A 26,008-nucleotide genomic window follows, 5' to 3' on the forward strand; every position below is an offset into this window, starting at 1 on the left:
GGCCTGGAGCCGGCACCAAGTTTGCGCGAATGAGGACAAGTGTTATGGGTAAGAATGTCGTAGTCCTGGGCACCCAATGGGGTGATGAGGGCAAAGGCAAGATCGTCGATCTGCTGACCGAACATGCTGCCGCCGTAGTGCGCTACCAAGGTGGCCACAACGCCGGTCACACCCTGGTGATCGACGGTGAAAAAACCGTCCTGCACCTGATTCCATCGGGCGTGCTGCGCGAAGGCGTGCAATGCCTGATCGGCAACGGTGTGGTGGTGGCGCCCGACGCCCTGCTGCGGGAAATCATCAAGCTGGAAGAGAAAGGCGTGCCGGTGCGCGAGCGCCTGCGCATCAGCCCGTCCTGCCCGCTGATCCTGTCCTATCACGTGGCGCTGGACCAGGCCCGTGAAAAGGCCCGCGGCGAGCTGAAGATCGGCACCACCGGTCGCGGCATCGGCCCGGCCTACGAAGACAAGGTGGCCCGTCGCGGCCTGCGTATCGGTGACCTGTTCCACCGTGAGCGTTTCGCCGCCAAGCTGGGCGAGTTGCTGGACTACCACAACTTTGTCCTGGTCAATTACTACAAAGAGCCGGCCATCGACTTCCAGAAGACCCTGGATGAGTGCATGGAATACGCCGAGCTGCTCAAGCCGATGATGCTCGACGTCACTGCCGAGCTGCACGAGCTGCGCCGCGCCGGCAAGGACATCATGTTCGAAGGCGCCCAGGGTTCGCTGCTGGACATCGACCACGGCACCTACCCGTACGTCACCAGCTCCAACACCACTGCGGGCGGTATCGCCACCGGTTCGGGCTTTGGCCCGATGTACCTGGACTACATCCTGGGTATCACCAAGGCCTACACCACCCGCGTCGGCTCGGGTCCGTTCCCGACTGAGCTGTTCGACGACGTCGGTGCCTTCCTCGCCAAGCGCGGCCACGAGTTCGGTGCTACCACCGGTCGTGCCCGTCGTTGCGGCTGGTTCGATGCCGTGATCCTGCGTCGCGCCATCGACGTCAACAGCATCTCGGGCCTGTGCCTGACCAAGCTGGACGTGCTGGACGGCCTGGAAACCATCAACATCTGCGTGGGCTACAAGAACCAGGACGGCGCGGTCATCGACGCACCGACCGACGCCGACAGCTACATCGGCCTGGAGCCGGTGTACGAGCAGATGCCAGGCTGGACCGAGTCGACCGTGGGCGCCAAGACCCTGGAAGAGCTGCCGTTGGCCGCGCGCAACTACATCAAGCGCGTCGAAGAGCTGGTCGGTGCGCCGATCGACATTATTTCGACGGGTCCGGACCGCAACGAAACCATCGTCCTGCGTCATCCGTTTGGCTGATAAGTCGTTGATGTAAAAAACAAAGGGCTCCTTAGGGAGCCCTTTGTCGTTTCTGTCTGGTCGACGGCACGACACTTGCTATGCCTCACCATTAAGGCACCGCTTTCACGAGTGCCATCAAATTAATGGCGTTTGGTAGAGGGATTTCAAGTGTCGGCCGTTCTCTCACTGTTACAAAGCCGTTTGTTGCGGCCTGTGTTCGTTACGCTCGGTATCGCCCTTTTGGTGCAAGTACTGGTTGCGGTTGCGCTGACCCGAAGCACGGTCACGGCGTTGGAGTCCGATCTGGGCGCGCGCCTGGGCGCCGACAGCCAGAAGCTGGCCGGTGAATTGGAGCAGGCTGGGCGCGAAGTCACGTCGAGCCTGGACAGTTTGTCCGCCAGCACCCGCCAGCGATTGACCGCCGGTTTGTCCTCGCGTCTGAAGGAAGAGCAGGCCCAACTGCGGGCGACCCTGGAAAAAGACTTGCGTGATTCCGCCAATGATATGGCGCAGCTTCTGGCCTCGGTCGCGCCTCGCGCCATGTGGGACAGTGACGTGCCGACCTTGTCCGAATTCGCCCGTCGGGCCCAGCGTAATCCCAATGTGCTGTTTGTCATCTACGACGACGCCGCTGGCGAACACCTGACCCGTTATCTGAACCGGGAAAATCCGATCAACAAGGCCCTGTTGGAAAAGGGCAAGGGCGAACGGGCACTGGACAAAGTGCTGGACGCGGCGAAGAACGATCCATCGGTTTTTTACCTCGAAGCCTCGATCAACCCCAATGGGGTGGAAATCGGCAAGGTGCTGATGGGCGTTTCCACCGCTTCAGTGGAGACCGACCTGAAGGCGCTTGACCAGCGTTTCTCCGCATTGATCGCCAGCAGCGATCAACTGGTGGGCGACAGCCTGAAGGGCGCGGCTGCCGACAGCGCCGCCGCGATGCGCGGCCGGCTGGGCTCGGCGCAGGCCACCGCGACCGAAATGCAGACCAATACCGCCGCCACCGTGCAGGAAGCTGCGGGGACGTTGCGTTGGCGCATCGGCCTGGGCTTGGCGCTGGTGGGGTTGGGCGTGTTGGTGTTGCTGGCCGTGGTGCTGGGGCGTCGGGTGGTCAATCGCCTGAAGCTGTTGATCGCTGCGATGAACGACCTGGCGGCGGGCGAGGGCGATTTGACCAAGCGCGTGCAGATCAACAGCAAGGACGAAATCGGCGACATGGCCTCGGCGGTCAATCGCTTTGTGGATAAGTTGCAACCCATCGTGCGCGAGGCGGGGGACGTGGCCCAGCGTACTGGTCAGGAAATTGGCGCGATGACCTTGCGCAACTCCGGTGCCGACGCGGCGGCCGGGATGCAGCGCGATGAAGTGGCCGAGAGCCTGCGAGCGCTGTCGCAGATGGCCGATGAGGCGCAGTCGGAAAGCCAGGCGATGCAGGCGGCCTTGCAGCAGGTCGTGGAGATCCGTCAGGCCACTGATGAAACCACTCGAACGTCGGCCAAGGTCGGCAGTTTGATCGAGGCGCTTGCCGGGCAGGTGGACACGGGGGCGAAGGTCATCGAGCGACTGGCCCAGCAGAGCGAGCAGATCGAAGTGGTGCTGACGGTGATCCACGGCATCGCCGAGCAAACCAACCTGCTGGCCTTGAATGCGGCCATCGAGGCAGCGCGTGCCGGGGAGACCGGGCGCGGGTTTGCGGTAGTGGCGGATGAGGTGAGGGCGCTGGCGAGCAAGACCCAGAGTTCAACCGGCGACATTCAGGCCCATATCGTAGCCTTGCAGCAGGGGGCTCGGGAGGCAGTGGCTGCGATTGGCCAGGCCGGGCGCCAGGCCAGTGAGGGGCTGTCGGTATTGCGTGACAGTGCGCGGCTGCAGCAGTCGGTGCAGGCGTCGGTCGAGCAGGTGCATGCGGCCATCGGTCTGGCGACCCAGGCAGCGGCGCATCAGGCCCAGGGTGCGCAAGCGGTGCGTGGTCGGGTCGAGACCATTCATGCCCAGGCCGAGAAAGCTGCCCAGGCGGTGGTTGAAACGACGGCCAGTGGCAAGGTGTTGGATAATCTGGCGGCGCAGTTGAAGGCTAGCCTGGGTCAGTTCAGGGCCTGATTCGAGATTCAATGGCTGTCTCTTCGCGAGCCTGCTCGCGAAAGCTCTCTCAGCGGCTCAGATAAATTCGCGTCGTCAGTAAATACACCGGCAACCCCGACACCACTATCAACAGCGCCGCATACGGCGCTGCCGCCGCGAACTCCACATTCGACGTATGTGCCCAGACCGCTGTCGCCAACGTATTGAGCCCGGTCGGGCTCAGCAACAGCGTGGCGGTCAATTCCTTCATCGCATCCAGGAACACCAACGCGAACGCCGCGCCCAGCGCCGGGAAGATGATCGGCAGGGTCACGCGGCAAAACGCGCTGAACGACGACGCTCCCAGCGTGCGCGCCGCTTCTTCCAGCTGCGGCGCGGCCTTGTTCAGCGCGGTACGTACCGGGGCCTGGGCCAGTGGCAGGAACAGCAGCGCATAGGCAATCAACAGCAGGCCCGAAGTCTGGTACAGCGCCGGCACGTAGTGCAGGGCGAAATACACCAGGCTCAGGGCGATCACCAATCCGGGCAGCGCATGCAGCAGGTAAGGCAGGCGTTCGGCCCATATCGCCAGCCGCCCCTTGTGGCGCACTACCAGCAGGCCGACCGGCACGGCCAGCACAAGGCAGAGCGCGGCGCCGCCCAGCGAAAGTGCCAGGGACGACAATAACGCTTCGCCAATTTCGCTCGCAGGAAACGCGGCGGACGTACCCACTGCCAGCCAATACGCCAACATCCCCAGCGGAATTCCGCTGCCGATGACCGCAAGGGCCAGGCAATACAGTTGCCCAAGAAGCGTCCATGGGCCGAGCCGTACCTGTCCGGCCTGGCGCGCCGCGCCTTGGCCGGTGCGCACATGGCGGCCCTTGCCGCGTACTCGCAGTTCCAGCCACAACAGCGCCATGCACAGCACCAGCAACACCGCTGACAGCATGGCGGCATTGGCGTTGCTGAATTCCAGTTCGAACTGTTGATAGATGGCTGTGGTAAACGTCTGCAGGCCGATGATCGACAGCGCGCCGAACTCCACCAGCATGTGCAGGGCAATCAGCAGGGAGCCGGCCAGCAGCGAAGGCCAGAGCAAGGGCGGGGTGACGCGAAAAAACACGCCCCAGCGGTTGTGGCCCAGGGTGCGGGCGGACTCTTCAAGGGACGGGTCGAGGTTGCGCAGCGTTGCCGCCACGGGAAGAAAGATCAACGGATATTTGGACAGTGTCATCACCAGGATTGCCCCGCCCAGCCCTTCGAACTGAGCGCTCAGGGAAACCCAGGTGAAGCTGCTGACAAACGCCGGCACCGCGAACGGCAGGCACAGGATAACGCCCCAGACGCGCCGCCCCGGCAGGTTGCTGCGCTCCAGCAGCCAGGCCAGGGACAGACCGATGATGCCGCAGGCCAACGTGACGCCGGTCATCAGCATCAGCGTGTTGCGCAGCAAGCCGAATACATAAGGCCGCCACAGCAAATGCAATGCCTCTGCCCAGCCGGCCTGCCATGCCTTTGTAACCACGTAGGCCAATGGCAGCAGGCTCAGCAGGACGAGCAGCAGCACTGGCAGCAGCAACCCGATCGAAGGGCGCTTGCGCCGGGGAGCGTAAGCCCCGGCTGCGGGAGAGGCACTTGGCGACGGCGTCATCAGTTCAGGCCGACTTCACGTTCCAGTTCCAAGGCTTCTTCGGCATTGCCGAGGTCGGCCGGGGTGACTTTCGGTGGCTCCAGCTCATTGAACGGCTTGAGGCCGCGATCCGAGGTCATGCCCTTGTGCAGCGGGTATTCGGCGGACGTCTGGGTAATCACCCGCTGGCCTTCTTCGCTGGCCATGTAGGCCAGCAACTGTTGGGCTTCCTTGGGGTGTTTGCTGGATTTCAGTGCGGCGGCGCTGGAGACGGTGACCAGGCCACCGGCATCGCCGCCGGTGAAGTAATGCAGTCTGGAATCGAGCTGTCCCTTTTCCCGCTGCAGGGCGAACCAGTAGTAATTGTTCACCAGGACCGTCGCCACTTCGCCGTTCTCCACGGCTTTGAGGGCGACCATGTTGTTGCTGTAGACCTTGCCGAAGGCGCGTAGCCCGGTGAGCCATTCTTCGGCGGCTTCCTTGCCGTGCAATTTGATGATCGCTACCGCTTGCTCCTGGAACGCGCCGCTGGTCGGTACGAAGCCGACCTTGCCTTGCCATTGTGGCTGGGCGAAATCGAGGACGGTTTTCGGCAGGTCCTTTTCATCGACCAGCTTGGGGTTGTAGGCGACCACGCGAACGCGAGCGGTCACACCCATCCAGGTGCCGTTGTTGGCGACATAGTCTTTGGGAAGCACATTGAGGGTTGCATCATCGATCTTTGCCAGCAGGCCTTGTTCGCCGAGCTTGTTCAGCGGCGGCGACTCTTCGGTGTAGATCACATCGGCGGGGGAGCGGTCGCCTTCTTCGACGACTTGGCTGGCGAGCTGGTTGCTGCTGCCCTTGCGCACGTTGACGTGAATGCCGGTCTTGGCCTCGAAGGCCTTGGCGAGTTCGTCGCCGACTTCTTTGTGTTGGCCGTTATAGAGTGTCAGTTCCACTTTGTCGGCGGCTTGGGTGAGGGGCGTTGCGAGGGTCAGGCCGAGCAGGGTGAAGGTCAGGGCGCGGCGCAGGGTGGATCGAAACATCATTCGCGGGGTTCCTCACTGTCGTGTAGCAAAAACTTGTAACAATGATAAACGATATTGTTTCTCATGTGCGTCTTGACGATAAGTGGGGAGTTGGGCTTGTCTGACAGATGGCCGGGGAGGGCTTCGCCCTCCAGCGGGAGCAAGCTCCCTCGCCACGGAGGGAGTATTAAACCCGGAAACGCAAAAACCCGCTTTCGCGGGTTTTTGTGAGGTTCAAGGCGTATAACCTTGAAGCTTGAATTGGTGCCCAGAAGAAGACTCGAACTTCCACGACCTTGCGGTCACCAGCACCTGAAGCTGGCGTGTCTACCAATTTCACCATCTGGGCAGCATCTTCAGCGTTGCCGCTGTTGATGGGGCGCACTATACGGAGCGCGCTTTGATCTGTAAACCCCTGTTTTTGTTTTAGTAATTGCTGAAACGCATTTGCAGGGGGCAGAAATGCAAAAACCCGCTTTCGCGGGTTTTTGTGAGGTTCAAGGCGTATAACCTTGAAGCTTGAATTGGTGCCCAGAAGAAGACTCGAACTTCCACGACCTTGCGGTCACCAGCACCTGAAGCTGGCGTGTCTACCAATTTCACCATCTGGGCAATATCGGCAACGTGTCTACGTCGTCGATGGCGCGCACTATACGGAGCGTGTTTTTAACTGTAAACCCCCGGGCGCAAAAAAAACGCTAAATTTCACGAGCGGTGCAATCAGGGGCTTCAAAGGCGTGTCGAAAGACTTTAGAAAAGGCATCTGATGCTTGAAATTTCCCGTTTCATTACGCCTATGCCAAACTAACCCGCATATAGACAAGGTGAAAACTCTCTAATGGCCGATTGGCAGTCCCTCGATCCCGAGGCCGCTCGTGAAGCGGAAAAATATGAAAACCCTATTCCTAGCCGCGAACTGATCCTGGCGCATCTCGCCGATCGGGGTTCGCCTGCTAGCCGTGAGCAGTTGGTCGAAGAGTTCGGCCTGACCACCGAGGACCAGCTCGAAGCCCTGCGCCGCCGCCTGCGTGCCATGGAGCGCGATGCTCAACTGATCTACACCCGGCGTGGCACCTATGCCCCGGTCGACAAGCTCGATCTGATCCTGGGCCGCATCGCCGGCCACCGCGACGGCTTCGGTTTCCTGATTCCGGACGATGGCAGCGACGATCTGTTCATGAGCCCGGCGCAGATGCGCCTGGTGTTCGATGGCGACCGTGCGCTGGCCCGGGTTTCCGGCCTGGACCGACGCGGGCGTCGTGAAGGCGTGATCGTCGAAGTGGTTTCCCGTGCCCACGAAACCATCGTGGGGCGCTATTTCGAGGAAGGTGGCATCGGTTTCGTCGTTGCCGACAACCCGAAGATCCAGCAAGAAGTGCTGGTCACGCCAGGCCGTAATGCCAACGCGCAGATCGGTCAGTTCGTCGAAGTGAAGATCACCCACTGGCCAACCCCGCGCTTCCAGCCGCAAGGCGATGTGGTGGAAGTGGTCGGCAACTACATGGCGCCGGGCATGGAAATCGACGTTGCCCTGCGCACCTACGACATTCCTCACGTCTGGCCTGAAGCGGTCTTGAAAGAAGCCGCCAAGCTCAAGCCGGAAGTCGAAGAGAAAGACAAAGAGAAGCGCATCGACCTGCGCCACCTGCCGTTCGTCACCATCGACGGTGAAGACGCCCGTGACTTCGACGATGCGGTCTACTGCGAAGCCCGGCCCGGCAAGTTGCGCCTGTTCTCGGGCGGCTGGAAGTTGTACGTGGCGATTGCCGACGTTTCCAGTTATGTGAAGCTCGGTTCGGCGCTGGATGCCGAAGCCCAGGTTCGCGGCAACTCGGTGTACTTCCCCGAGCGCGTCGTGCCGATGTTGCCTGAGCAACTGTCCAACGGCCTGTGCTCGCTCAATCCCCATGTCGACCGCCTGGCCATGGTCTGCGAGATGACCATCTCCAAGGCCGGCGAGATGACTGACTACTGCTTCTATGAAGCCGTGATTCATTCCCACGCCCGCCTGACCTACAACAAGGTCAGCGCGATGCTGGAAACGCCGAAGCTGGCCGAGTCGCGCAAGCTGCGTGGCGAGTACACCGATGTCGTGCCGCACCTCAAGCAGCTCTACTCGCTGTACAAGGTTCTGCTTGCGGCGCGCCACGTGCGCGGCGCGATCGATTTCGAAACCCAGGAAACCCGGATCATCTTCGGTACCGAGCGCAAGATCGCCGAAATCCGGCCGACCGTGCGCAACGACGCGCACAAGCTGATCGAGGAGTGCATGCTGGCGGCCAACGTTGCCACGGCGGAATTCCTCAAGAAGCATGAAATCCCTGCGTTGTACCGGGTTCACGACGGTCCGCCGCCAGAGCGCCTGGAAAAACTGCGGGCGTTCCTCGGTGAGCTGGGCTTGTCCCTTCACAAAGGCAAGGAAGGTCCATCGCCGAAGGATTACCAGGCTCTGCTGGCGAGTATCAAGGATCGTCCGGATTTCCACCTGATCCAGACCGTGATGCTGCGCTCGTTGAGCCAGGCGGTGTACAGCGCCGATAACCAGGGTCACTTCGGCCTGAATTACGAGGCCTACACCCACTTTACGTCGCCGATCCGTCGCTACCCCGACCTGCTCACGCACCGGGCCATCCGCAGCGTGATCCACTCGAAGATGAACACCCCGCACGTCAAGCGTGCCGGTGCGATGACCATTCCGAAGGCGCGTATCTATCCGTACGACGAGGCCGCCCTGGAGCAGCTCGGCGAGCAATGCTCGATGAGTGAGCGACGTGCCGACGAAGCGACTCGTGACGTGGTGAACTGGCTCAAGTGCGAATACATGAAGGATCGCGTCGGTGAGTCGTTCCCTGGCGTGATTACCGCCGTGACTGGTTTTGGCCTGTTCGTCGAGCTGACTGACATCTACGTCGAAGGCCTGGTGCATGTCACCGCGCTGCCGGGCGATTACTACCACTTCGATCCTGTGCATCACCGCCTGGCGGGCGAGCGCACCGGGCGCAGCTTCCGCCTTGGCGATACCGTCGAAGTGCGGGTGATGCGTGTCGACCTCGACGAGCGCAAGATCGACTTCGAGATGGCGGAAAAAACCATCAGCGCGCCGATCGGTCGCAAGAAGCGTGGTGCCGAAACCGCAGCGCCTGCCAGCAAGTCCGAGGAGCCTGCTTCGTCGTCCCGGTCGGGGCGTCGTGGTCCGGCCAAGGAAAAAGCTGTCGAAGCCTATCGGCCAAGCGATGCTGCGGCGAAGAACGCTGAGTTGCGCAAAAGCCGTGAAATGAAACAGGCGTTGCTGGCCGAAGCCAAGAATGGTGGTAAAGCTGCATCCGGGAGCAAGGCCGGACGGTCGGCCCCGGACAAGGCGGCCAGCAAGCCTAGCAAACACCGTAAGGGCCCGCCGAAAGCGGGCTCGGCCCCAGCCAAGAGCGGCGGGGCGCGTAAACCCAAGGCCAAGTCATGAGTCAGTTGGAAAAAATCTACGGCGTGCACGCCGTGGAAGCGTTGCTGCGTCATCACCCCAAGCGGGTCAAGCAGATCTGGCTGGCGGAAGGGCGTAGCGATCCGCGCGTCCAGACCCTGGTTGAGCTGGCTGGCGAAAACCGCGTTGCGGTCGGCCAGGCCGAGCGGCGCGAAATGGATGCCTGGGTCGAAGGCGTGCACCAGGGTGTCGTGGCCGAGGTCAGTCCGAGCCAGGTCTGGGGCGAAGCGATGCTCGACGAGCTCCTGGATCGCACTGAAGGCGCTCCCCTGCTGCTGGTGCTGGACGGCGTGACCGACCCTCATAACCTTGGCGCCTGCCTGCGTTCGGCGGATGCCGCCGGTGCGCTGGCGGTGATCGTGCCCAAGGACAAGTCGGCAACCTTGACGCCCGTGGTGCGCAAAGTTGCCTGCGGCGCGGCGGAAGTCATTCCGTTGGTGGCGGTGACCAACCTGGCGCGCACCCTGGAGAAACTCCAGCAGCGCGGCTTGTGGGTTGTCGGCACGGCGGGCGAGGCCGAGGTCAGCATTTATGACCAGGACCTGACCGGCCCGACCATCCTGATCATGGGCGCCGAAGGCAAGGGCATGCGCCGCCTGACCCGCGAGCATTGCGATTACCTGGTCAAGCTGCCGATGGCCGGCAGTGTCAGCAGCCTCAACGTCTCGGTCGCCACCGGCGTCTGCCTGTTCGAGGCCCTGCGCCAGCGTGGCGCCAAGGCTGCCGCCAAGAAGCCTTAATCCAGGCGCGGTCAAAATGTGGGAGCGAGCTTGCTCGCGATGACGGTGTATCAGTGACGCAAATGTCGACTGACACGCCTCTATCGCGAGCAAGCTCGCTCCCACAGTGTTTTGTGTAGGGTCAGGAACGGCGCTGTTCAAATAATCACCAATTGCCTTGCGCCGCCCTCGGCCCTTCTCTACAATTGCGCCCCTTGCTGTGATGGCAGGCACTTATGTGTCTAGCGTCCTCAAGTCCATAAGTGTCATTCACTCCTTGTCTGACCGTTTTTGAGCGGCAGGCTACAACCCGTAAGGAGCATTCATGCGTCATTACGAAATCATCTTTTTGGTCCACCCGGATCAAAGCGAGCAAGTCGGCGGCATGGTTGAGCGTTACACCAAGCTGATCGAAGAAGACGGCGGCAAAATCCACCGTCTGGAAGATTGGGGCCGTCGTCAACTGGCCTACGCAATCAACAATGTTCACAAGGCTCACTACGTGATGCTGAACGTTGAGTGCACTGGCAAGGCCCTGGCCGAGCTGGAAGACAACTTCCGCTACAACGATGCAGTGATCCGTAACCTGGTCATCCGTCGCGAAGAAGCCGTCACCGGCCAATCCGAGATGCTCAAGGCTGAAGAAAACCGCAGTGAGCGCCGTGAGCGTCGCGACCGTCCTGAGCACTCTGACAGCGCCGATGGCGATGACAGCGATAGCGACAGCGACAACAGCGATAACGCTGACGAGTAATCCACGGACCTTTTAAGGAGCCAATCACATGGCACGTTTCTTCCGTCGTCGTAAATTCTGCCGCTTCACCGCTGAAGACGTGAAAGAGATCGATTACAAAGATCTCAACACTCTGAAAGCCTACGTATCCGAGACCGGCAAAATCGTTCCAAGCCGTATCACCGGTACCAAAGCTCGTTATCAGCGTCAGCTGGCCACCGCTATCAAGCGCGCCCGCTTCCTGGCCCTGCTGGCCTACACCGACAGCCACGGCCGCTGAGACCGGGCAGTCGACAAGTAGTAAGGGATTGAATGCATGCGCGCCTTAGCTGACTTCATCATGCGGGGACGTGTGCAGGCCACTCTGGTAGTGGCTGGATGTGCGGCATTGCCGTTGTTGTATTGGTTGGGTGCTGCCGCGGTGGGTCTTGTACTCCTGCGGCGCGGATTGAGGGACGCCTTGGGCGTTCTTGCTCTGGGACTGCTGCCGGCCTTGCTCTGGTGGTTGTATGCCGCTGACCCGCGTGCCGTCATGGTGCTGCTGGGGACTTCGGCGCTGGCGTTGGTGTTGCGCGCCAGCGAATCCTGGAACCGCGTGCTGCTGGTCAGCATAGCGACAGGCGTGGTGTTTTCAGTGGTGCTCGGGGTGGCTTTCGAACCCCAGATCGAGATGCTGTCGCAGGCTTTGATAAAAATCCTGCCCGAGGCGCTCGGTGATCTCTACCAACAGATGTCGGTAGAAGAGCAGGCGCGTTTCGCGTCCCTGATCGCCCCCGTCCTGACCGGACTGATTGCGGCCTTGTTGCAGATCGTCAGTGTGCTGAGCCTGGTTATCGGGCGCTACTGGCAGGCGTTGTTGTACAACCCGGGTGGTTTTGGTCGCGAATTTCGCGCCATCCGCTTTCCGCTTGGGCTGGCGATGTTGCTGTTGGCGGGCATGCTTCTGGGGCCGAACTTCGGTCCGCAGATGGCGATGCTCACGCCGTTGTGCAGCGTACCGCTGGTCTTTGCCGCGCTGGCCCTGATTCACGGGCTGGTGGCGCAAAAGCGGCTGGCCAGGTTCTGGCTGGTGGGGTTGTACGTCACGTTGTTGCTGTTCATGCAGCTGATCTATCCGTTGCTGGTGGTCCTGGCCATCGTCGACAGCCTGATTGATTTTCGCGGTCGTATGGCGCCGAAAGACGCCGACAGCGCGAACGGTGAAGGTTAAAAGTTAGAGGATTTTCACATGCAACTGATCCTTCTGGAAAAAATCGCCAACCTGGGCAACCTGGGCGACAAAGTAAACGTTAAGGCCGGCTACGGTCGTAACTACCTGCTGCCTTTCGGCAAAGCCACCGCTGCGACCGCTGCCAACCTGGCTGCGTTCGAAGAGCGTCGCGCTGAGCTGGAAAAAGCCGCCGCAGACCGTAAGGCATCGGCTGAAAGCCGTGCTGCCCAACTGGCCGAGCTGGAAGTGACCATCACTGCCACCGCTGGCGACGAAGGCAAGCTGTTCGGTTCGATCGGTACCCACGACATCGCTGACGCACTGACCGCCTCCGGCGTTGAAGTAGCGAAAAGCGAAGTTCGTCTGCCGAACGGCACCATCCGCAACGTAGGCGAATTCGACGTAGCCGTGCACCTGCACGCCGAAGTCGAAGCCACCGTACGCGTTGTCGTGGTAGCAGCCTAAGCAACACCTGTCGGTTGGCACCCCCGGGTGCTTGCCGGTAACATCGGGCACGATCCTGTCTACAGGTCGTGCCCTTTGTCTTTCTGCAATTCCTGATTTTCATAACCAGACGTGGCCATGAACGAAATCACCGCCCCCGAGCAATACGATCTGCAAACCGCTGCCCTGAAGGTGCCTCCGCATTCCATCGAGGCCGAACAGGCCGTGCTCGGTGGCCTGATGCTGGACAACAACGCCTGGGAACGTGTGCTCGATCAAGTCTCCGACGGCGATTTCTACCGGCATGACCACCGCCTGATTTTCCGTGCGATCGCCCGTCTGGCCGATCAGAACATGCCGATCGACGTCGTGACCCTGGCCGAGCAATTGGACAAGGAAGGGCAGACGTCCCAGGTCGGCGGCCTTGGTTATCTGGGCGAACTGGCGAAAAACACACCGTCGGTCGCCAACATCAAGGCCTATGCGCAAATCGTGCGCGAGCGGGCGACCTTGCGCCAGTTGATCGGCATCAGCACCGAGATCGCCGACAGCGCGTTCAACCCGGAAGGGCGAACCGCCGCCGAGATCCTCGACGAAGCCGAGCGGCAGATTTTCCAGATCGCCGAGGCGCGGCCGAAAACCGGCGGCCCGGTGAGCGTCAATGACCTGTTGACCAAGGCCATCGACCGCATCGATACCTTGTTCAATACCGACAACGCCATCACCGGCCTGTCCACCGGCTACACCGACCTCGACGAGAAGACCAGCGGCCTGCAACCGTCCGACCTGATCATCGTCGCCGGCCGTCCCTCCATGGGTAAGACCACCTTTGCGATGAACCTGGTGGAAAACGCCGTGCTGCGCAGCGACAAGGCGGTGCTGGTGTACTCCCTCGAGATGCCTGGCGAATCGCTGATCATGCGTATGCTCTCGTCCCTGGGGCGTATCGACCAGACCAAGGTCCGTTCCGGCCAACTGGAAGATGACGACTGGCCGCGCCTCACGTCGGCGGTCAACCTGCTTAACGACCGCAAGCTGTTCATTGACGATACGGCGGGTATCAGCCCGTCGGAAATGCGCGCCCGGACCCGTCGCCTGGTGCGCGAGCACGGTGACATCGCACTGATCATGATCGACTACCTGCAGTTGATGCAGATCCCCGGTTCCAGCGGTGACAACCGGACCAACGAGATTTCCGAGATCTCCCGTTCCCTCAAGGCCCTGGCCAAGGAATTCAACTGCCCGGTCGTGGCCCTGTCGCAGCTGAACCGTTCCCTGGAACAGCGCCCCAACAAGCGCCCGGTGAACTCCGACTTGCGGGAATCCGGAGCGATCGAGCAGGACGCCGACGTGATCATGTTCGTGTATCGCGACGAGGTGTATCACCCCGAGACGGAGCACAAGGGCATTGCCGAAATCATCATCGGCAAGCAGCGGAACGGCCCGATCGGCTTCATCCGCCTGGCGTTTATCGGTAAATACACGCGCTTCGAGAACCTGGCGCCGGGTAGCTACAACTTCGACGATGATGAGTGATCAGGTCCTGGGGCCAAACAACAAATTGATTGCCGGTTCGTCGTATTGATAGTTCCAACGCAACTCAGTATTTGCCGGGATGTCTTCGGTTGCGAAGAACGCCGTTAGCTTTATGCATTCCTGTGGTTGGCTGCCTTTTTGGGTATAGGCATTGAAAAAAGCCGACTCGATGTTATAGCCAGCGGCCGCTTGTCTCACCGGAGTGCCCTCTTCGTATTCGAAAATGGTATTCATCCGAGAAAGGATATTGTCGCCTGAAAGCACCACGTTGCTTCTGACAGGCCGGGGCACAGTTGCGCCACTTGAGCTGGACTGCTCTATCGGGGCGATATCGTTCAAATAGGGATCCTGGCGATGCGAGGCGACATGGATGGGAACCAGCTCCCCACCATAGATACCGATGATTTCCCCTTTTCCTATCCGCCGTTTATTCACCACGGCCGATTGGCCGATCAGTGCGACTTCCTCCGGGAATTTCTGATGGGCTGCGGTGAAAGTTACGATTTCAAGTTTCTCTTCATACAACCGCGCCACTTTTTCATAACCTTCCCATTGAATGTATGGCAAGACCACGTCTTTGCTGAAGGTCTTGCCGGAGGTGGGCGATGTGCCGAGGCTTTGTAGGCGCCTGATGCGCATTGGCTGGCCGTCTGTGTCTCTGATTGGATACCGGCCATTATTGGCGCGGTTATAAATACGCAGATAGTTCTGGCTGTATTGGTAGGACTTCACGGAGCGCATGTGGCTGAGTTCTTCTGCTGAATACGGGATTGGCAGTAGGTTGTCGTCTGCTGTTTCGTAACCCGTGGAAGAGTCGGCCGACTCGAATCCGTCGCTGGATTCCGTGTCTACGGAAGTCAGTGGTGGGGAGGGCATCCCTCCGAGAATCCTGCCTTTGGTGGTATCGAGGCTCCAGCCACCTGCGGGGTCTTTTTTGATATAGGGCCTGTAGGCTCTGAAAGGACTGCGGGCATCGATCAGTTGCATACCCAGGCTATCCATCCTGACTTGAAAGTAACGACCTTTGTCTTGGATGTAATAGCGATCGAAGCCGCCCGGGAAAGGGGATGACTGATAAAGTCCATCACTGCGCAATGTCAGTCCGGCAGGTGGCGTTGGTGCTGCGAAAAGCGGATCCAGGGGCTGCATTGTCATGTCAGGCACCCGTACGCCTGAGCCTTTTGCTCGAACGGCGTATGGGCGTGCGGCCATTAATTTCACGTTTGCCTGGCGAATTGCCTGTTTGAGGGTGGTTGCGCTTGATCGGCTGAGGACGGCACTGAGCTCTGTGTCCGAAAGAACATGCTCAAGGGCATGGAATAAATCACTGGGTAAATGAAGCGGTTTGCCCGCAGCGTCGTGGGGGGTATACAAGCCGTTATGGCGGGTCAGCAGATAGTGGGGGCCTGCGGATTCGCTGCCATTGCTGCCGAGCAACGGACCGCTGAGGCTCTGGTCGCGTACGTCTATTCGTCGCCAGGATGGCCAGCCAGGTAGCTGGTCCAAGGTGTCCAGGACAAGCGGTAGCCCTTCATTATCGTTCACCGAGTCCAGATAGATGTTCTCACCTGCTCGATTGATTCGAAGGTCTTCAATGTATCGATCAGCCTCCCAGCGTTGTTGGGACGTCAGGCTTTTTTCCATCGATAATCGCAGTCGTTGTTCCGGACTCAGGACAGCGGCCATTTCTTCCAAATGGCTTCTCGACAATGTTGGCATGGCATTGCGAATGTCCTGTTGAATCGGATCCTTGGTTTTGTCGCTGAGTTCGGTCAGCCAAGTGAACAGCCGTTGCCTATTCGCCTGCACTTGGTTACGGAGCGTCACTGCCAGGTTTTCGACTTTACTGAAGTCGTGAATATAGGGAGGCTGCAGGAGTGCGTTGAATTCCTGCTGCGACATTAGCTCCTCCAAGGCATGCAACAACTCTCCTTTGCGAAATCGCGAGTCCGGTATTCGGGTTTCAGCGGGCCCGCTCCCATGGCTAAGCAAGACGCGTTGCTGTTGGTCAACCACTGACAGGGTGCGGTTTTGCGGCCATTTTGGCAGTGAACTCACCGCGTGAAACTGAAGGAATGGACTGTAGGGGGTGACGCTCGCACCTGTGGCGCGGTCGAAAGAGAAATCGCTGATCTCCTGATCGAGATTGAATCGTTTGACCGTATCGCGCAGCAGTGCCGGGGGGCGTACCGCGTCCTCGTGGGCTTGGCGCAGCGTCGTGTTGTCGACTCCGCTGAGCAGCAGGATGTGTTCAGCCGCTGCTGGCTTGATGTTGGCGGCGTCCGGCCCTAATCGCTTGATCAGCTTGAACTCGTCCCAATGCTTGGGCGCCTCATGCGAGTGACGCCAGCCGCCAACGCCATTGCGCAGCAAAGGAGGAGAGTAGGCCTTTGAATCCATTGGATGAAGCAATCGCCACTGCTGGTCTTGCGGGTCGCGTTGTATGGCATGGACACCGTCGTCGAGCTTCAGATAATGCCGTTGTTCATGTAGATAGATGCCTTCGGCGTTGGCGGGGAGCTCTTCGGGCAGGATTATGGGGTCACGGTACGCGCCAAGGTCCGAGTGCCAGAGGCGCCACCCCTTGTTGCGTACGTGGACTTTCACCAGTTTTGCCGTGAAGCCAGCGCCCTTGAGGGCTCCTGCGGTCGCCACGGCCAAAGCCGCGTTATCCACAACGTCCAATAAGTCATTCAAGGCCTGGTCGCTGTCGCCCCGGCTCCAGGCGGCGAATCCGTCATAGATCGTTTCGGTCAGCTGTACGGCGGCAACCACCAGCAATACTTCTCCGACGACGGGGACGAACGATGCCGCAAAAAACAGCACGGACTTGCCTAGGTCGGCGTACCGTTGAAGGCGTTTTTGCTGGCTGAGAATATCGACATCGGCCGTGGGGGTGGCGAGGACACGGGCATCGTTCTGGATCTGTGCGATCCGTTGCACGGCCATGGCCTGGTATATATTTCCCTGGATTGCGGCGACGGCAACGGGTTCGTTCAGCGTGGCGCGCTCGGTGTGCATGCGTATCTCGGCTTGGAGAAAGTAGGTTCGAGCAGGCTGCACGGTCAAGAGCGTACCCCTGTGCTCCAGGGGCACGAGGCAACTGAAAAATTCCGCATAGGCGGGCGTGCTCAAACGCTCGGCGAGGCTGTGGTGCAGATCGTCCATGGTTTCATGGCTACGAAACGGCAAGACCGGGTCGTTCGGCGTATAGAGAATGATCTTTTTATCGGCCTGCTTTTGCTGGATCACCAGAACAGTAGGGATCACGACGTCCTTGATGGTCAGATGACTGCATAGCAAATCCGGATGAGAGACCTCGCGTTGCAGGCTACGGAATTGCAGGTAAATCGCGGGTGCCAGCTCGCTCCGAATATGAGCGCAGAGCAGGGCGACCCCGAAACAATTGCGTTCATGCCGATGGAGAATCTCAAGGACTTGTGCCGCGGTGCGCTTGGCGCTTGGCGCCTGGTTGGGTTGTTGGTTGAAGTACTTCGTTGAGGTGCGTGAGGTACTGGCCGCCGAGGTCCAGTTGACGACAAACGGCGGCGAATCGGGCTGGGGAAACGGACGTCAAGGTCCTTCCGGTTTGGGGGACGTTATAGATACCTGTGCCTTGCTCCATCCCACCGACCTCTGTTTCCGAGGCTTCGAAGTTCTGCAGGGCAGCTTCCAGCAACGTCTGTTCGGTGGTTTTGTCGTGGGTTTTGATCAGGCCCAGCAGGTGACTGCTTTTCCACTCGCGCACAAGAAGGGCGTTCTCATCCTTCACTAGCCCGGAAAAATTTTTACGGATCGCGTCACGTACCAGGGGGCGGGCGAAGGCTTCGGGGCTTTTCAGTTCGTCGAGGAGTTCTTTGATGTCGTGTCTGGACTGATTGCTGCTGACCAGATGTTGTCGCAACGCCTCGAGCATTGCCGGTGTTGCTTTTTTGATCCAGGGAGGAAGTTGTGTCTTGATGAAGGCCTCATGTGGATGGATAGATGGCGCTGAAGAAAGTGTTTCTTGCGCCTGGGAACCTTTTGTACTCATTGGAAGACCACTGATGGTGTGATTGGTCTATCCAAAGTTATTCCGATAGTCATTTCGACGAGCGGTAACTATGTGGCGCCTGCGCCCTCTGCAAATAGGGTACTCGGGCGGGGTGAGGCAAAAGCCGACCGCTGTGGTCGGAATTGGTTGTTTTTTGTGCTATATTCCGCGCCCGCGATTTTTCATCCTTTATACCGGTCATCGACATGCAAGCAGCCAAGCCGTTATTTGACTATCCCAAGTACTGGGCCGAATGTTTCGGCCCGGCGCCGTTCCTGCCGATGAGCAGGGAGGAGATGGATCAGCTCGGCTGGGATTCGTGCGACATCATCATCGTGACCGGTGATGCCTACGTCGATCACCCGTCGTTCGGTATGGCGATCATTGGCCGTCTGCTGGAAGCCCAAGGCTTCCGTGTCGGGATCATTGCCCAGCCGAACTGGCAGTCCAAAGACGATTTCATGAAGCTCGGCGAGCCCAACCTGTTTTTCGGCGTCGCGGCCGGCAACATGGACTCGATGATCAACCGCTACACCGCCGACAAGAAAATCCGCTCCGATGACGCCTACACCCCCGGTGGCCTGGCGGGCAAGCGGCCGGACCGCGCGAGCCTGGTCTACAGCCAACGCTGCAAGGAAGCCTACAAGCACGTGCCGATCGTGCTCGGCGGCATCGAAGCGTCCCTGCGCCGCATCGCCCACTACGATTACTGGCAGGACCGGGTGCGCAACTCGATCCTGATCGACGCCTGCGCCGATATCCTGCTCTACGGCAACGCCGAGCGAGCGATTGTCGAAGTCGCCCAGCGCCTGTCCTATGGCCACAAGATCGAAGACATCACCGACGTGCGCGGCACCGCGTTCATCCGTCGTGACACACCGCAAGGCTGGTACGAAGTCGATTCCACGCGTATCGACCGTCCGGGCAAGATCGACAAGATCATCAACCCGTACGTGAATACCCAGGACACGCAAGCCTGCGCCATCGAGCAGGAAAAAGGGTCGACTTTCTCAAGTGCAGAAGACCCGAGCGAAGCCAAGGTCGTGCAGATCCTGGCAAGCCCGAAGATGACCCGCGACAAGACCGTGATCCGCCTGCCGTCGGTGGAAAAGGTCCGTGGCGATGCGGTGCTCTATGCCCACGCCAACCGCGTGCTGCACCTGGAGACCAACCCGGGTAACGCCCGTGCGCTGGTGCAGAAGCACGGCGAAGTCGATGTCTGGTTCAACCCGCCGCCCATTCCGATGACCACTGAAGAAATGGACTACGTGTTTGGCATGCCTTACGCACGTGTTCCTCATCCGGCCTACGGCAAGGAGAAGATCCCGGCCTACGAGATGATTCGTTTCTCGGTGAACATCATGCGCGGCTGCTTCGGTGGCTGCACGTTCTGCTCGATCACCGAGCACGAAGGCCGGATCATCCAGAACCGTTCCGAAGAGTCCATCATTCGCGAGATCGAAGAGATCCGCGACAAGGTCCCTGGCTTCACCGGGGTGATTTCCGACCTTGGCGGGCCGACCGCGAACATGTACCGCATCGCCTGCAAGAGCCCGGAAATCGAATCCGCGTGCCGCAAGCCATCCTGCGTGTTCCCTGGCATCTGCCCGAACCTGAACACCGACCATTCGTCGCTGATCCAGCTGTACCGCAGCGCCCGGGCCTTGCCTGGGGTGAAGAAGATCCTGATCGCCTCCGGCCTGCGTTACGACCTGGCGGTCGAGTCGCCGGAATACGTCAAGGAACTGGTGACCCACCACGTCGGTGGTTACCTGAAGATCGCCCCGGAGCACACCGAGGAAGGTCCGCTCAACCAGATGATGAAGCCGGGCATCGGCAGCTATGACAAGTTCAAGCGCATGTTCGAGAAGTACACCAAGGAAGCCGGGAAAGAGCAGTACCTGATTCCATACTTCATCGCGGCTCACCCGGGTACCACTGACGAAGACATGATGAACCTGGCGCTGTGGCTCAAGGGCAACGGCTTCCGGGCCGACCAGGTGCAGGCGTTCTATCCGTCGCCGATGGCCACTGCCACCGCCATGTACCACTCGGGCAAGAACCCGCTGCGCAAGGTCACCTACAAGAGCGACGCGGTGACCATCGTCAAGAGTGAAGAACAGCGCCGCCTGCACAAGGCGTTCCTGCGTTATCACGACCCGAAAGGCTGGCCGATGCTGCGCGAAGCACTGACCCGCATGGGTCGCGCTGACCTGATCGGGCCGGGCAAGCACCAGTTGATTCCGTTGCACCAGCCGGCCACCGACAGCTACCAGAGCGCCCGTCGCAAGAACTCGACGCCGGCTGGCAGCCATAAAGTGGCCAAGGAAACTACCAAGATCCTGACCCAGCACACCGGCCTGCCCCCACGTGCCAGCGACGGCGGCAATGCCTGGGACAAGCGCGAGCAAGCCAAGGCCGCCGCGTTCGCCCGCAACCAGAAGGCCGCCAAGGAGCGCAAGGACGCGGCCAAGGGCAAGGGACCGAAGCCGGCGCGCAAGCCTGTCGTACCGCGCTGATCACCCCGCCACCTCGCAAAACGCCAGCCTTAGTGCTGGCGTTTTGCTTTCTAGCGGGCGTGCTGGCTGTTTGTTATCGTGGCGACCGCCAACGGCGTGACGGCGGATGCATCGCTTTTGTGGCGAGGGAGCTTGCTCCCGCTGGGCTGCGAAGCGGCCCCAAACAATCCCATGCAATGTTCCCAGGCAGACCGTGCCGGCCGGTTTACGACGGCTTCGCCGCCGAGCGGGAGCAAGCTCCCTCGCCACGGGTGTTCAGTGTGGATAAAGCCCCACTTTCCGATTCTCAAGGACGATTCATATGAGCAGCGCTTCAACGGGCATTGGCATGGACCTGAGCTTTTCCCAGTTCATGGCCCGCAAACGCATCGAAAGCCAAGTCAACTTGCCGCGTCTGTTCGCAGCCATCGATGCCGACCCCAACATCGCCGGTGCGGGCGTGGTGTACATCGATTCCGAGTACAACGTGGTGACGCTGCGCGAATTCAAGCCGATTTGCAGCATCGCGCCCAAGCGAATCATTTTGCGCGAGGCCAAGAAATACATCGCCCCGCAGCAATTCATCGATCAGGTAAAAAGCAGTCCGCGTGAGTCAAAACTCGGGACTGAGTCGATGAACGCCGGTTTGTCTTGCGTCGCCGCTGTCATCGGTTGGGTGGTGGTATTCAGCGGAAGCGTCGCTGTGCCATTCACCGCCGGAGCCAGTGCCTTTGTCGTTGCCCTGGGCGCCGCTGCGGCGACGGCCAGCACTGCGCAATGCGTCATCGGCGGGATGCGGGTGGCGAATGAGTTAACCAATCCTACTGGCAACGATGAAATGAACGACGCCGATTGGTACAACATCGTAAGCCCCATTCTCGACGGTGTTTCCCTTGTGGGCGTCGGTGGCTCGGCTCTCACGACTGTTCGGCTGCTGAAGGCCAGCAAGGCAGCCGGCACCGGGAAGAGCTGGTATCAGTTGCTCAAGGGCCTGAGTCGTCAGGAGCGCAGCAAACTGACAAAGGAATTGTTGACCCTGAAAGATCCGAGTCTTACCGCCAAGCTGCTCAAACTGCAGCAACGAGCGGGCGCCTTGCCCAAGCGTTACTCCTCCGCTGAAATCAGGCACGCCACGCTGACTCAAATAAAGGATTCTCTCGGCGGCGCTTTGGGGATCATTGGCAGCTATACCGGCGATGGTGCTGTGAAGACTGTTGCCGTCGGGTTGTATGAGGAGTTCACGGAATGATCGGCGGCGGATCATTGAAGCAGTTCCTCGCCCGTTATTTTCCGGTGTTCATGGGGACGATCTTTCTGGGCTGCTTTTCCGGATCTGCGCTGCTGGTTTTGTCCGGAGGCACTTATTGGCGTGCCTTGGAGCCTTCCGTCAGGAGCAACTATGTTGGGCTCGGCACGTTGGCTCTGGTGAGTGTCCTGGTCCTGGGCAATCTCATGATCGCACGCGGACGCGCCTGGGCGATCTGGTGGGTGGCGGGTTATTTCCTCGCCTGTCTGGCGGCGGTGTTGCCGACGTTTGCTTATGGGCCGCATCAAGGTGTGTACGTGTTTGCGGTGCTGTTGCCGCTACTGGGACTCCTGCTGCTCAACAGCAAACGCCACCGGGAAATGCGCAGCAAACTCATCGAAATCCGCCACCAACGCGAACGCATCCTCCAGTCCGCCAAGGCCTCGCGCCCGCGCCGCTGAGTCGATTCGCTACCGCCCCGCGCCGCATTTATGTGCGGCCTTTGCAGATCAGTACAGGCATCGCGCGGTTTTAGTGCTCTACTGCCCTGAGTAGACGTTGAAAGTGTCCGGCCTGCCTGCATGGCATAAGTCTTGCGCCGCTTTCGATAACGCCCAGGCTCCGCAGGAGGCACGCCGTGTCGATTCATGTCGCTTTGCACCATGTCACACACTATCGCTACGAGCGCGCTGTCGAACTCGGTCCGCAGATCGTTCGCCTGCGCCCGGCGGCCCACAGCCGCACGCGTATTCTTTCCTATGCCCTGAAAGTCTCGCCCGATCAGCATTTCATCAATTGGCAACAGGATCCCCAGGGCAATTACCTGGCGCGGCTGGTGTTCCCGGAAAAAACCAATGAGCTGCGGGTCGAGGTCGATCTGGTCGCCGAGATGGCGGTGTTCAATCCGTTCGATTTTTTCCTCGAGCCCTACGCCGAGAAAATCCCGTTCACCTACGCGGCTGACGAAAAACACGAGCTGATGCCCTACCTGGAAAAGCTTCCGCTGACGCCGAAGTTCAAGGCTTACCTGGACGGCATCGACCGCACGCCGCTGCCGGCGGTGGATTTTCTGGTGGCGCTCAACCAGCGCCTGAGCGAAGACATCAACTACCTGATCCGCATGGAACCCGGCGTGCAGACGCCAGAACATACGTTGGAGCACGCGTCCGGTTCATGCCGTGACTCGGCCTGGTTGCTGGTGCAGCTGTTGCGTCACTTGGGCCTGGCGGCGCGGTTTGTCTCGGGTTACTTGATCCAGTTGACCGCTGATGTGAAAAGCCTCGACGGCCCGTCTGGTACGGAAGTGGACTTTACTGACCTGCATGCCTGGTGCGAGGTCTACCTGCCCGGCGCCGGTTGGATCGGCCTCGATGCCACGTCCGGGTTGTTCGCGGGCGAAGGGCATATTCCCTTGGCGTGTAGTCCTGATCCGTCCTCGGCGGCGCCGATCAGCGGTCTGGTGGAGCCGTGCGAGTGTCAGTTCAGCCACGAAATGTCCGTCGAACGGATTTGGGAAGCGCCGCGGGTCACCAAGCCCTACACCGAAGAACAATGGTTGGCGATCCAGGCGTTGGGCCGGCAGATCGATGCCGACCTGCAGGACGGTGACGTGCGCCTGACCATGGGCGGTGAACCGACTTTCGTGTCCATCGACGACCCGGACGGCGCCGAGTGGAACACCGCTGCCCTCGGGCCGGACAAGCGCCGCCTTTCCGCCGAGCTGTTCCAGCGCATGCGCGAGCATTACGCGCCGCAAGGGCTGGTGCATTTCGGCCAGGGCAAGTGGTACCCCGGCGAGCAATTGCCGCGCTGGTCGCTCAACTGCTATTGGCGGCGCGACGGAGTGCCGATCTGGCATGACAGCGCATTGATTGCCGACGAGCAGAAGGACTGCGGCGCCGATGGCGAGTTGGCGGGTCGTTTTCTGGCAAGTGTCGCTGAACGCTTGAACATTCCTACGCGGTTTGTGTTTCCCGCCTACGAAGACAATTTCCATTATCTCTGGCGCGAAGGCACGTTGCCTTCGAACGTGACGGCCGAGGATTCCCGGTTGGAAGACCCGTTGGAGCGTGCGCGGTTGCGCAAGGTCTTCAGCCAGGGGCTGGGTAAAGTGATCGGCCAGGTCCTGCCGCTGGCCCGAACCGCCAAGGGCGACCAATGGCAAAGCGGGCGCTGGTACTTGCGCGACGATCATTGCCGGCTGGTACCGGGGGATTCGCCCTTGGGCTACCGCTTGCCACTGGCGTCCCAGCCCTGGGTGACGGCGGCCGAATATCCGTTCATCCATCCCACCGACCCGAACCAGGACTTGCCCGAGTTGCCCGGTACCGAGCAACTGAACCGTCACGGCGAGCCGGCACTGGAACACGAGCGCGTGCCGAAGATCGACGAATCGGCCGATTGGCTGACCCGCACCGCCTTCTGCGCCGAGGCCAGGGAAGGGCGGCTGTACCTGTTCATGCCGCCGCTGGAACGGGTCGAGGATTACCTGGAACTGGTCAGCGCCATCGAAGCGACCGCGCAAGAGCTGGATTGCCCTGTCCTGTTGGAGGGCTACGAGCCGCCGAGCGACCCGCGCCTGAGCAACTTCCGCATCACGCCGGACCCGGGTGTCATCGAGGTCAACGTGCAGCCTTCGGCGAGCTGGGATGAGTTGGTCGAGCGCACAGAGTTTCTTTACGAGCAAGCACGACTGAACCGACTGACCACCGAGAAATTTCTGATCGATGGCCGGCACACCGGTACCGGTGGCGGTAACCATTTCGTACTGGGTGGCGCGACACCGGCTGACTCACCGTTCCTGCGACGTCCGGACTTGCTGCGCAGCCTGATCAGCTACTGGCATAACCACCCGTCGTTGTCCTACCTGTTTTCCGGGTTGTTCATCGGCCCGACGTCCCAGGCTCCGCGGGTGGATGAGGCGCGCAATGACGCGTTGTACGAACTGGAAATCGCCTTCGCGCAAATGCCCCAGCCCGGCGAGGAATGCCCGCCGTGGTTGGTCGATCGGCTGCTGCGCAACCTGTTGATCGACGTGACCGGCAATACCCATCGCGCCGAGTTCTGCATCGACAAGCTCTATTCGCCGGACGGCGCCACCGGGCGTCTCGGCTTGCTGGAGTTGCGCGCTTTCGAAATGCCGCCCCACGCCCGCATGAGCCTGACCCAGCAATTGCTGTTGCGGGCGCTGGTGGCGCGGTTCTGGCGTGAGCCCTATGCGCCGGCCAAACTCGCGCGCTGGGGCACCGAGCTGCATGATCGTTTCCTGCTGCCGCACTTCATCGAGCAGGATTTCGCCGAGGTCATCGAGGAACTCAATGCCGCGGGTTATCCGCTGCGCGCCGACTGGTTTGCCGCGCACCTGGAGTTCCGCTTCCCCAAGGTCGGCGATTATGCGGTCAACGGTATCGAGCTGCAGCTGCGCCAGGCGCTGGAGCCTTGGCATGTGTTGGGCGAAGAGGGCTCGGCGGGCGGCACGGTGCGTTATGTGGACTCATCCCTGGAGCGCTTGCAGATCAAGCTCACGGGGTTGGCACCACAACGTTATCTGTTGACCTGCAATGGCGTGCCGGTGCCATTGCAGCCAACCGGTCGCGTAGGCGAATTTGTCGCCGGGGTACGTTTCCGCGCCTGGCAACCGTTCAACTGCTTGCAGCCGACCATCCCGGTCCACGCGCCGCTGGTCTTTGACGTGCTCGACACTTGGATGCAACGCTCGCTGGGCGGTTGCCAATACCACGTGGCGCATCCCGGCGGGCGCAACTATGACAGCCTGCCGGTGAACGCCAACGAGGCTGAGAGTCGGCGGATGGCGCGCTTCTTCCGTATTGGACACACGCCGGGGAAACTTCCGATCCCCGATCTGGCGACGGATGACGAATTCCCCTTCACGCTCGATCTGCGGCGCTTTCACGGGACCTCAAAAAGCTAGCTGGACCTTGTGGCGAGGGAGCTTGCTCCCGCTCGGTTGCGCAGCGACCGTAAGATCTCGGGGCTGCTGCGCCCCAGACGTCGGACCGCCCCAGCGGGAGCAAGCTCCCTCGCCACAAGGATTGCAGCGTGCAAACCCAGGCTGGATCCAACACAAA

17 protein-coding genes, 2 tRNA genes and 1 pseudogene are annotated in these 26,008 nt (G+C 60.5%); 14 read left to right on the top strand and 6 right to left on the bottom strand.

Annotated elements, in window-relative coordinates; genetic code table 11:
• The first annotated feature begins 44 nt into the window (after positions 1–44).
• The 3 genes and pseudogenes from KSS97_RS03845 to KSS97_RS28670 all read left to right on the top strand — a co-directional run bounded on the left by KSS97_RS03845 (position 45) and on the right by KSS97_RS28670 (position 3,422).
• A complete protein-coding gene (locus tag KSS97_RS03845; RefSeq protein WP_030140158.1) occupies positions 45–1,337 on the top strand; it encodes an adenylosuccinate synthase in 1,293 nt (430 codons plus the stop codon).
• Positions 1,338–2,462: 1,125 nt separating this feature from the next.
• A pseudogene (locus tag KSS97_RS28665) lies at positions 2,463–2,516 on the top strand (hypothetical protein); the annotation flags it as partial.
• Between the two features lie 201 nt (positions 2,517–2,717).
• The gene (locus tag KSS97_RS28670; protein ID WP_411829961.1) at positions 2,718–3,422 is read left to right on the top strand and encodes a methyl-accepting chemotaxis protein; all 705 of its coding nucleotides are present in this window, start codon (positions 2,718–2,720) and stop codon (positions 3,420–3,422) included.
• A 49-nt stretch (positions 3,423–3,471) separates the two neighbouring features.
• Here KSS97_RS28670 and KSS97_RS03855 read toward each other — a convergent pair whose 3' ends face one another.
• The 4 genes from KSS97_RS03855 to KSS97_RS03870 form a co-directional block, all read right to left on the bottom strand.
• Positions 3,472–5,037, bottom strand: coding sequence for an ABC transporter permease (locus tag KSS97_RS03855; RefSeq protein ID WP_217861124.1), 1,566 nt, complete (start codon positions 5,035–5,037; stop codon positions 3,472–3,474).
• Entirely contained in the window at positions 5,037–6,047 is a 1,011-nt protein-coding gene (locus KSS97_RS03860; RefSeq protein WP_198797212.1) for an extracellular solute-binding protein, read from the bottom strand. Before KSS97_RS03860 ends, KSS97_RS03855 begins: the two co-directional genes overlap by 1 nt.
• A gap of 241 nt (positions 6,048–6,288) precedes the next feature.
• Positions 6,289–6,375, bottom strand: a tRNA-Leu gene (locus KSS97_RS03865).
• 176 nt (positions 6,376–6,551) lie between these two features.
• A tRNA-Leu gene (locus KSS97_RS03870) sits at positions 6,552–6,638 on the bottom strand.
• 226 nt (positions 6,639–6,864) lie between these two features.
• Here KSS97_RS03870 and rnr point away from each other — a divergent pair.
• From rnr to dnaB, 7 genes are all read left to right on the top strand, one after another.
• Complete coding sequence (rnr, locus tag KSS97_RS03875) at positions 6,865–9,483, top strand: ribonuclease R (protein ID WP_198797211.1); 2,619 nt, start codon at positions 6,865–6,867, stop codon at positions 9,481–9,483.
• Positions 9,480–10,241 (top strand): 23S rRNA (guanosine(2251)-2'-O)-methyltransferase RlmB, encoded by a 762-nt coding sequence (gene rlmB, locus KSS97_RS03880; RefSeq protein ID WP_030140153.1) that lies wholly within the window; start codon positions 9,480–9,482, stop codon positions 10,239–10,241. Before rnr ends, rlmB begins: the two co-directional genes overlap by 4 nt.
• Before the next feature lie 304 nt (positions 10,242–10,545).
• Positions 10,546–10,974 carry a 30S ribosomal protein S6 gene (rpsF, locus tag KSS97_RS03885; RefSeq protein WP_003186395.1) on the top strand — a complete coding sequence of 143 codons (429 nt, stop codon included), beginning with the start codon at positions 10,546–10,548 and terminating at the stop codon, positions 10,972–10,974.
• Between the two features lie 28 nt (positions 10,975–11,002).
• Entirely contained in the window at positions 11,003–11,233 is a 231-nt protein-coding gene (gene rpsR, locus KSS97_RS03890) for a 30S ribosomal protein S18 (protein WP_002551829.1), read from the top strand.
• A 36-nt stretch (positions 11,234–11,269) separates the two neighbouring features.
• On the top strand, positions 11,270–12,163 hold the full coding sequence (locus KSS97_RS03895; RefSeq protein WP_030140152.1) for a YybS family protein: 894 nt from the start codon (positions 11,270–11,272) through the stop codon (positions 12,161–12,163).
• Positions 12,164–12,181: 18 nt separating this feature from the next.
• Positions 12,182–12,628: a 50S ribosomal protein L9 gene (rplI, locus tag KSS97_RS03900; protein ID WP_003186385.1), complete on the top strand. Its 447-nt coding sequence runs from the start codon at positions 12,182–12,184 to the stop codon at positions 12,626–12,628.
• Positions 12,629–12,745: 117 nt separating this feature from the next.
• A complete protein-coding gene (gene dnaB / locus KSS97_RS03905; RefSeq protein WP_027911801.1) occupies positions 12,746–14,143 on the top strand; it encodes a replicative DNA helicase in 1,398 nt (465 codons plus the stop codon).
• On the opposite strand, the gene KSS97_RS03910 is transcribed toward dnaB, so the two are convergent.
• Complete coding sequence (locus tag KSS97_RS03910; protein ID WP_368373405.1) at positions 14,144–17,572, bottom strand: dermonecrotic toxin domain-containing protein; 3,429 nt, start codon at positions 17,570–17,572, stop codon at positions 14,144–14,146.
• 1 nt (position 17,573) lies between these two features.
• Positions 17,574–18,176 (bottom strand): dermonecrotic toxin domain-containing protein, encoded by a 603-nt coding sequence (locus KSS97_RS28320; RefSeq protein WP_225936087.1) that lies wholly within the window; start codon positions 18,174–18,176, stop codon positions 17,574–17,576.
• A 206-nt stretch (positions 18,177–18,382) separates the two neighbouring features.
• Here KSS97_RS28320 and KSS97_RS03915 point away from each other — a divergent pair, with 206 nt between their 5' ends.
• The 4 genes from KSS97_RS03915 to KSS97_RS03930 all read left to right on the top strand — a co-directional run bounded on the left by KSS97_RS03915 (position 18,383) and on the right by KSS97_RS03930 (position 25,851).
• Positions 18,383–20,695, top strand: coding sequence for a YgiQ family radical SAM protein (locus KSS97_RS03915; protein ID WP_030140151.1), 2,313 nt, complete (start codon positions 18,383–18,385; stop codon positions 20,693–20,695).
• 301 nt (positions 20,696–20,996) lie between these two features.
• Positions 20,997–21,923, top strand: a complete 927-nt coding sequence (gene ssp4, locus KSS97_RS03920; RefSeq protein WP_030140150.1) for an Ssp4 family T6SS effector — start codon at positions 20,997–20,999, stop codon at positions 21,921–21,923.
• The gene (locus KSS97_RS03925; protein WP_217861125.1) at positions 21,920–22,381 is read left to right on the top strand and encodes a hypothetical protein; all 462 of its coding nucleotides are present in this window, start codon (positions 21,920–21,922) and stop codon (positions 22,379–22,381) included. Before ssp4 ends, KSS97_RS03925 begins: the two co-directional genes overlap by 4 nt.
• Positions 22,382–22,557: 176 nt before the next feature.
• Complete coding sequence (locus KSS97_RS03930; protein WP_217861126.1) at positions 22,558–25,851, top strand: transglutaminase family protein; 3,294 nt, start codon at positions 22,558–22,560, stop codon at positions 25,849–25,851.
• Positions 25,852–26,008 lie beyond the last annotated feature (157 nt).

This window comes from Pseudomonas alvandae, from assembly GCF_019141525.1.
Taxonomy (GTDB): domain Bacteria; phylum Pseudomonadota; class Gammaproteobacteria; order Pseudomonadales; family Pseudomonadaceae; genus Aquipseudomonas; species Aquipseudomonas alvandae.

Excerpts from the sequence above, each read along its gene's own strand:
- KSS97_RS03845 (WP_030140158.1), top strand. The coding sequence starts at position 45 with ATGGGTAAGAATGTCGTAGTCCTGGGCACCCAATGGGGTGATGAGGGC.
- KSS97_RS28670 (WP_411829961.1), top strand. The coding sequence starts at position 2,718 with ATGGCCGATGAGGCGCAGTCGGAAAGCCAGGCGATGCAGGCGGCCTTG.
- KSS97_RS03855 (WP_217861124.1), bottom strand. The coding sequence starts at position 5,037 with ATGACGCCGTCGCCAAGTGCCTCTCCCGCAGCCGGGGCTTACGCTCCC.
- KSS97_RS03860 (WP_198797212.1), bottom strand. The coding sequence starts at position 6,047 with ATGATGTTTCGATCCACCCTGCGCCGCGCCCTGACCTTCACCCTGCTC.
- rnr (WP_198797211.1), top strand. The coding sequence starts at position 6,865 with ATGGCCGATTGGCAGTCCCTCGATCCCGAGGCCGCTCGTGAAGCGGAA.
- rlmB (WP_030140153.1), top strand. The coding sequence starts at position 9,480 with ATGAGTCAGTTGGAAAAAATCTACGGCGTGCACGCCGTGGAAGCGTTG.
- rpsF (WP_003186395.1), top strand. The coding sequence starts at position 10,546 with ATGCGTCATTACGAAATCATCTTTTTGGTCCACCCGGATCAAAGCGAG.
- rpsR (WP_002551829.1), top strand. The coding sequence starts at position 11,003 with ATGGCACGTTTCTTCCGTCGTCGTAAATTCTGCCGCTTCACCGCTGAA.
- KSS97_RS03895 (WP_030140152.1), top strand. The coding sequence starts at position 11,270 with ATGCGCGCCTTAGCTGACTTCATCATGCGGGGACGTGTGCAGGCCACT.
- rplI (WP_003186385.1), top strand. The coding sequence starts at position 12,182 with ATGCAACTGATCCTTCTGGAAAAAATCGCCAACCTGGGCAACCTGGGC.
- dnaB (WP_027911801.1), top strand. The coding sequence starts at position 12,746 with ATGAACGAAATCACCGCCCCCGAGCAATACGATCTGCAAACCGCTGCC.
- KSS97_RS28320 (WP_225936087.1), bottom strand. The coding sequence starts at position 18,176 with ATGAGTACAAAAGGTTCCCAGGCGCAAGAAACACTTTCTTCAGCGCCA.
- KSS97_RS03915 (WP_030140151.1), top strand. The coding sequence starts at position 18,383 with ATGCAAGCAGCCAAGCCGTTATTTGACTATCCCAAGTACTGGGCCGAA.
- ssp4 (WP_030140150.1), top strand. The coding sequence starts at position 20,997 with ATGAGCAGCGCTTCAACGGGCATTGGCATGGACCTGAGCTTTTCCCAG.
- KSS97_RS03925 (WP_217861125.1), top strand. The coding sequence starts at position 21,920 with ATGATCGGCGGCGGATCATTGAAGCAGTTCCTCGCCCGTTATTTTCCG.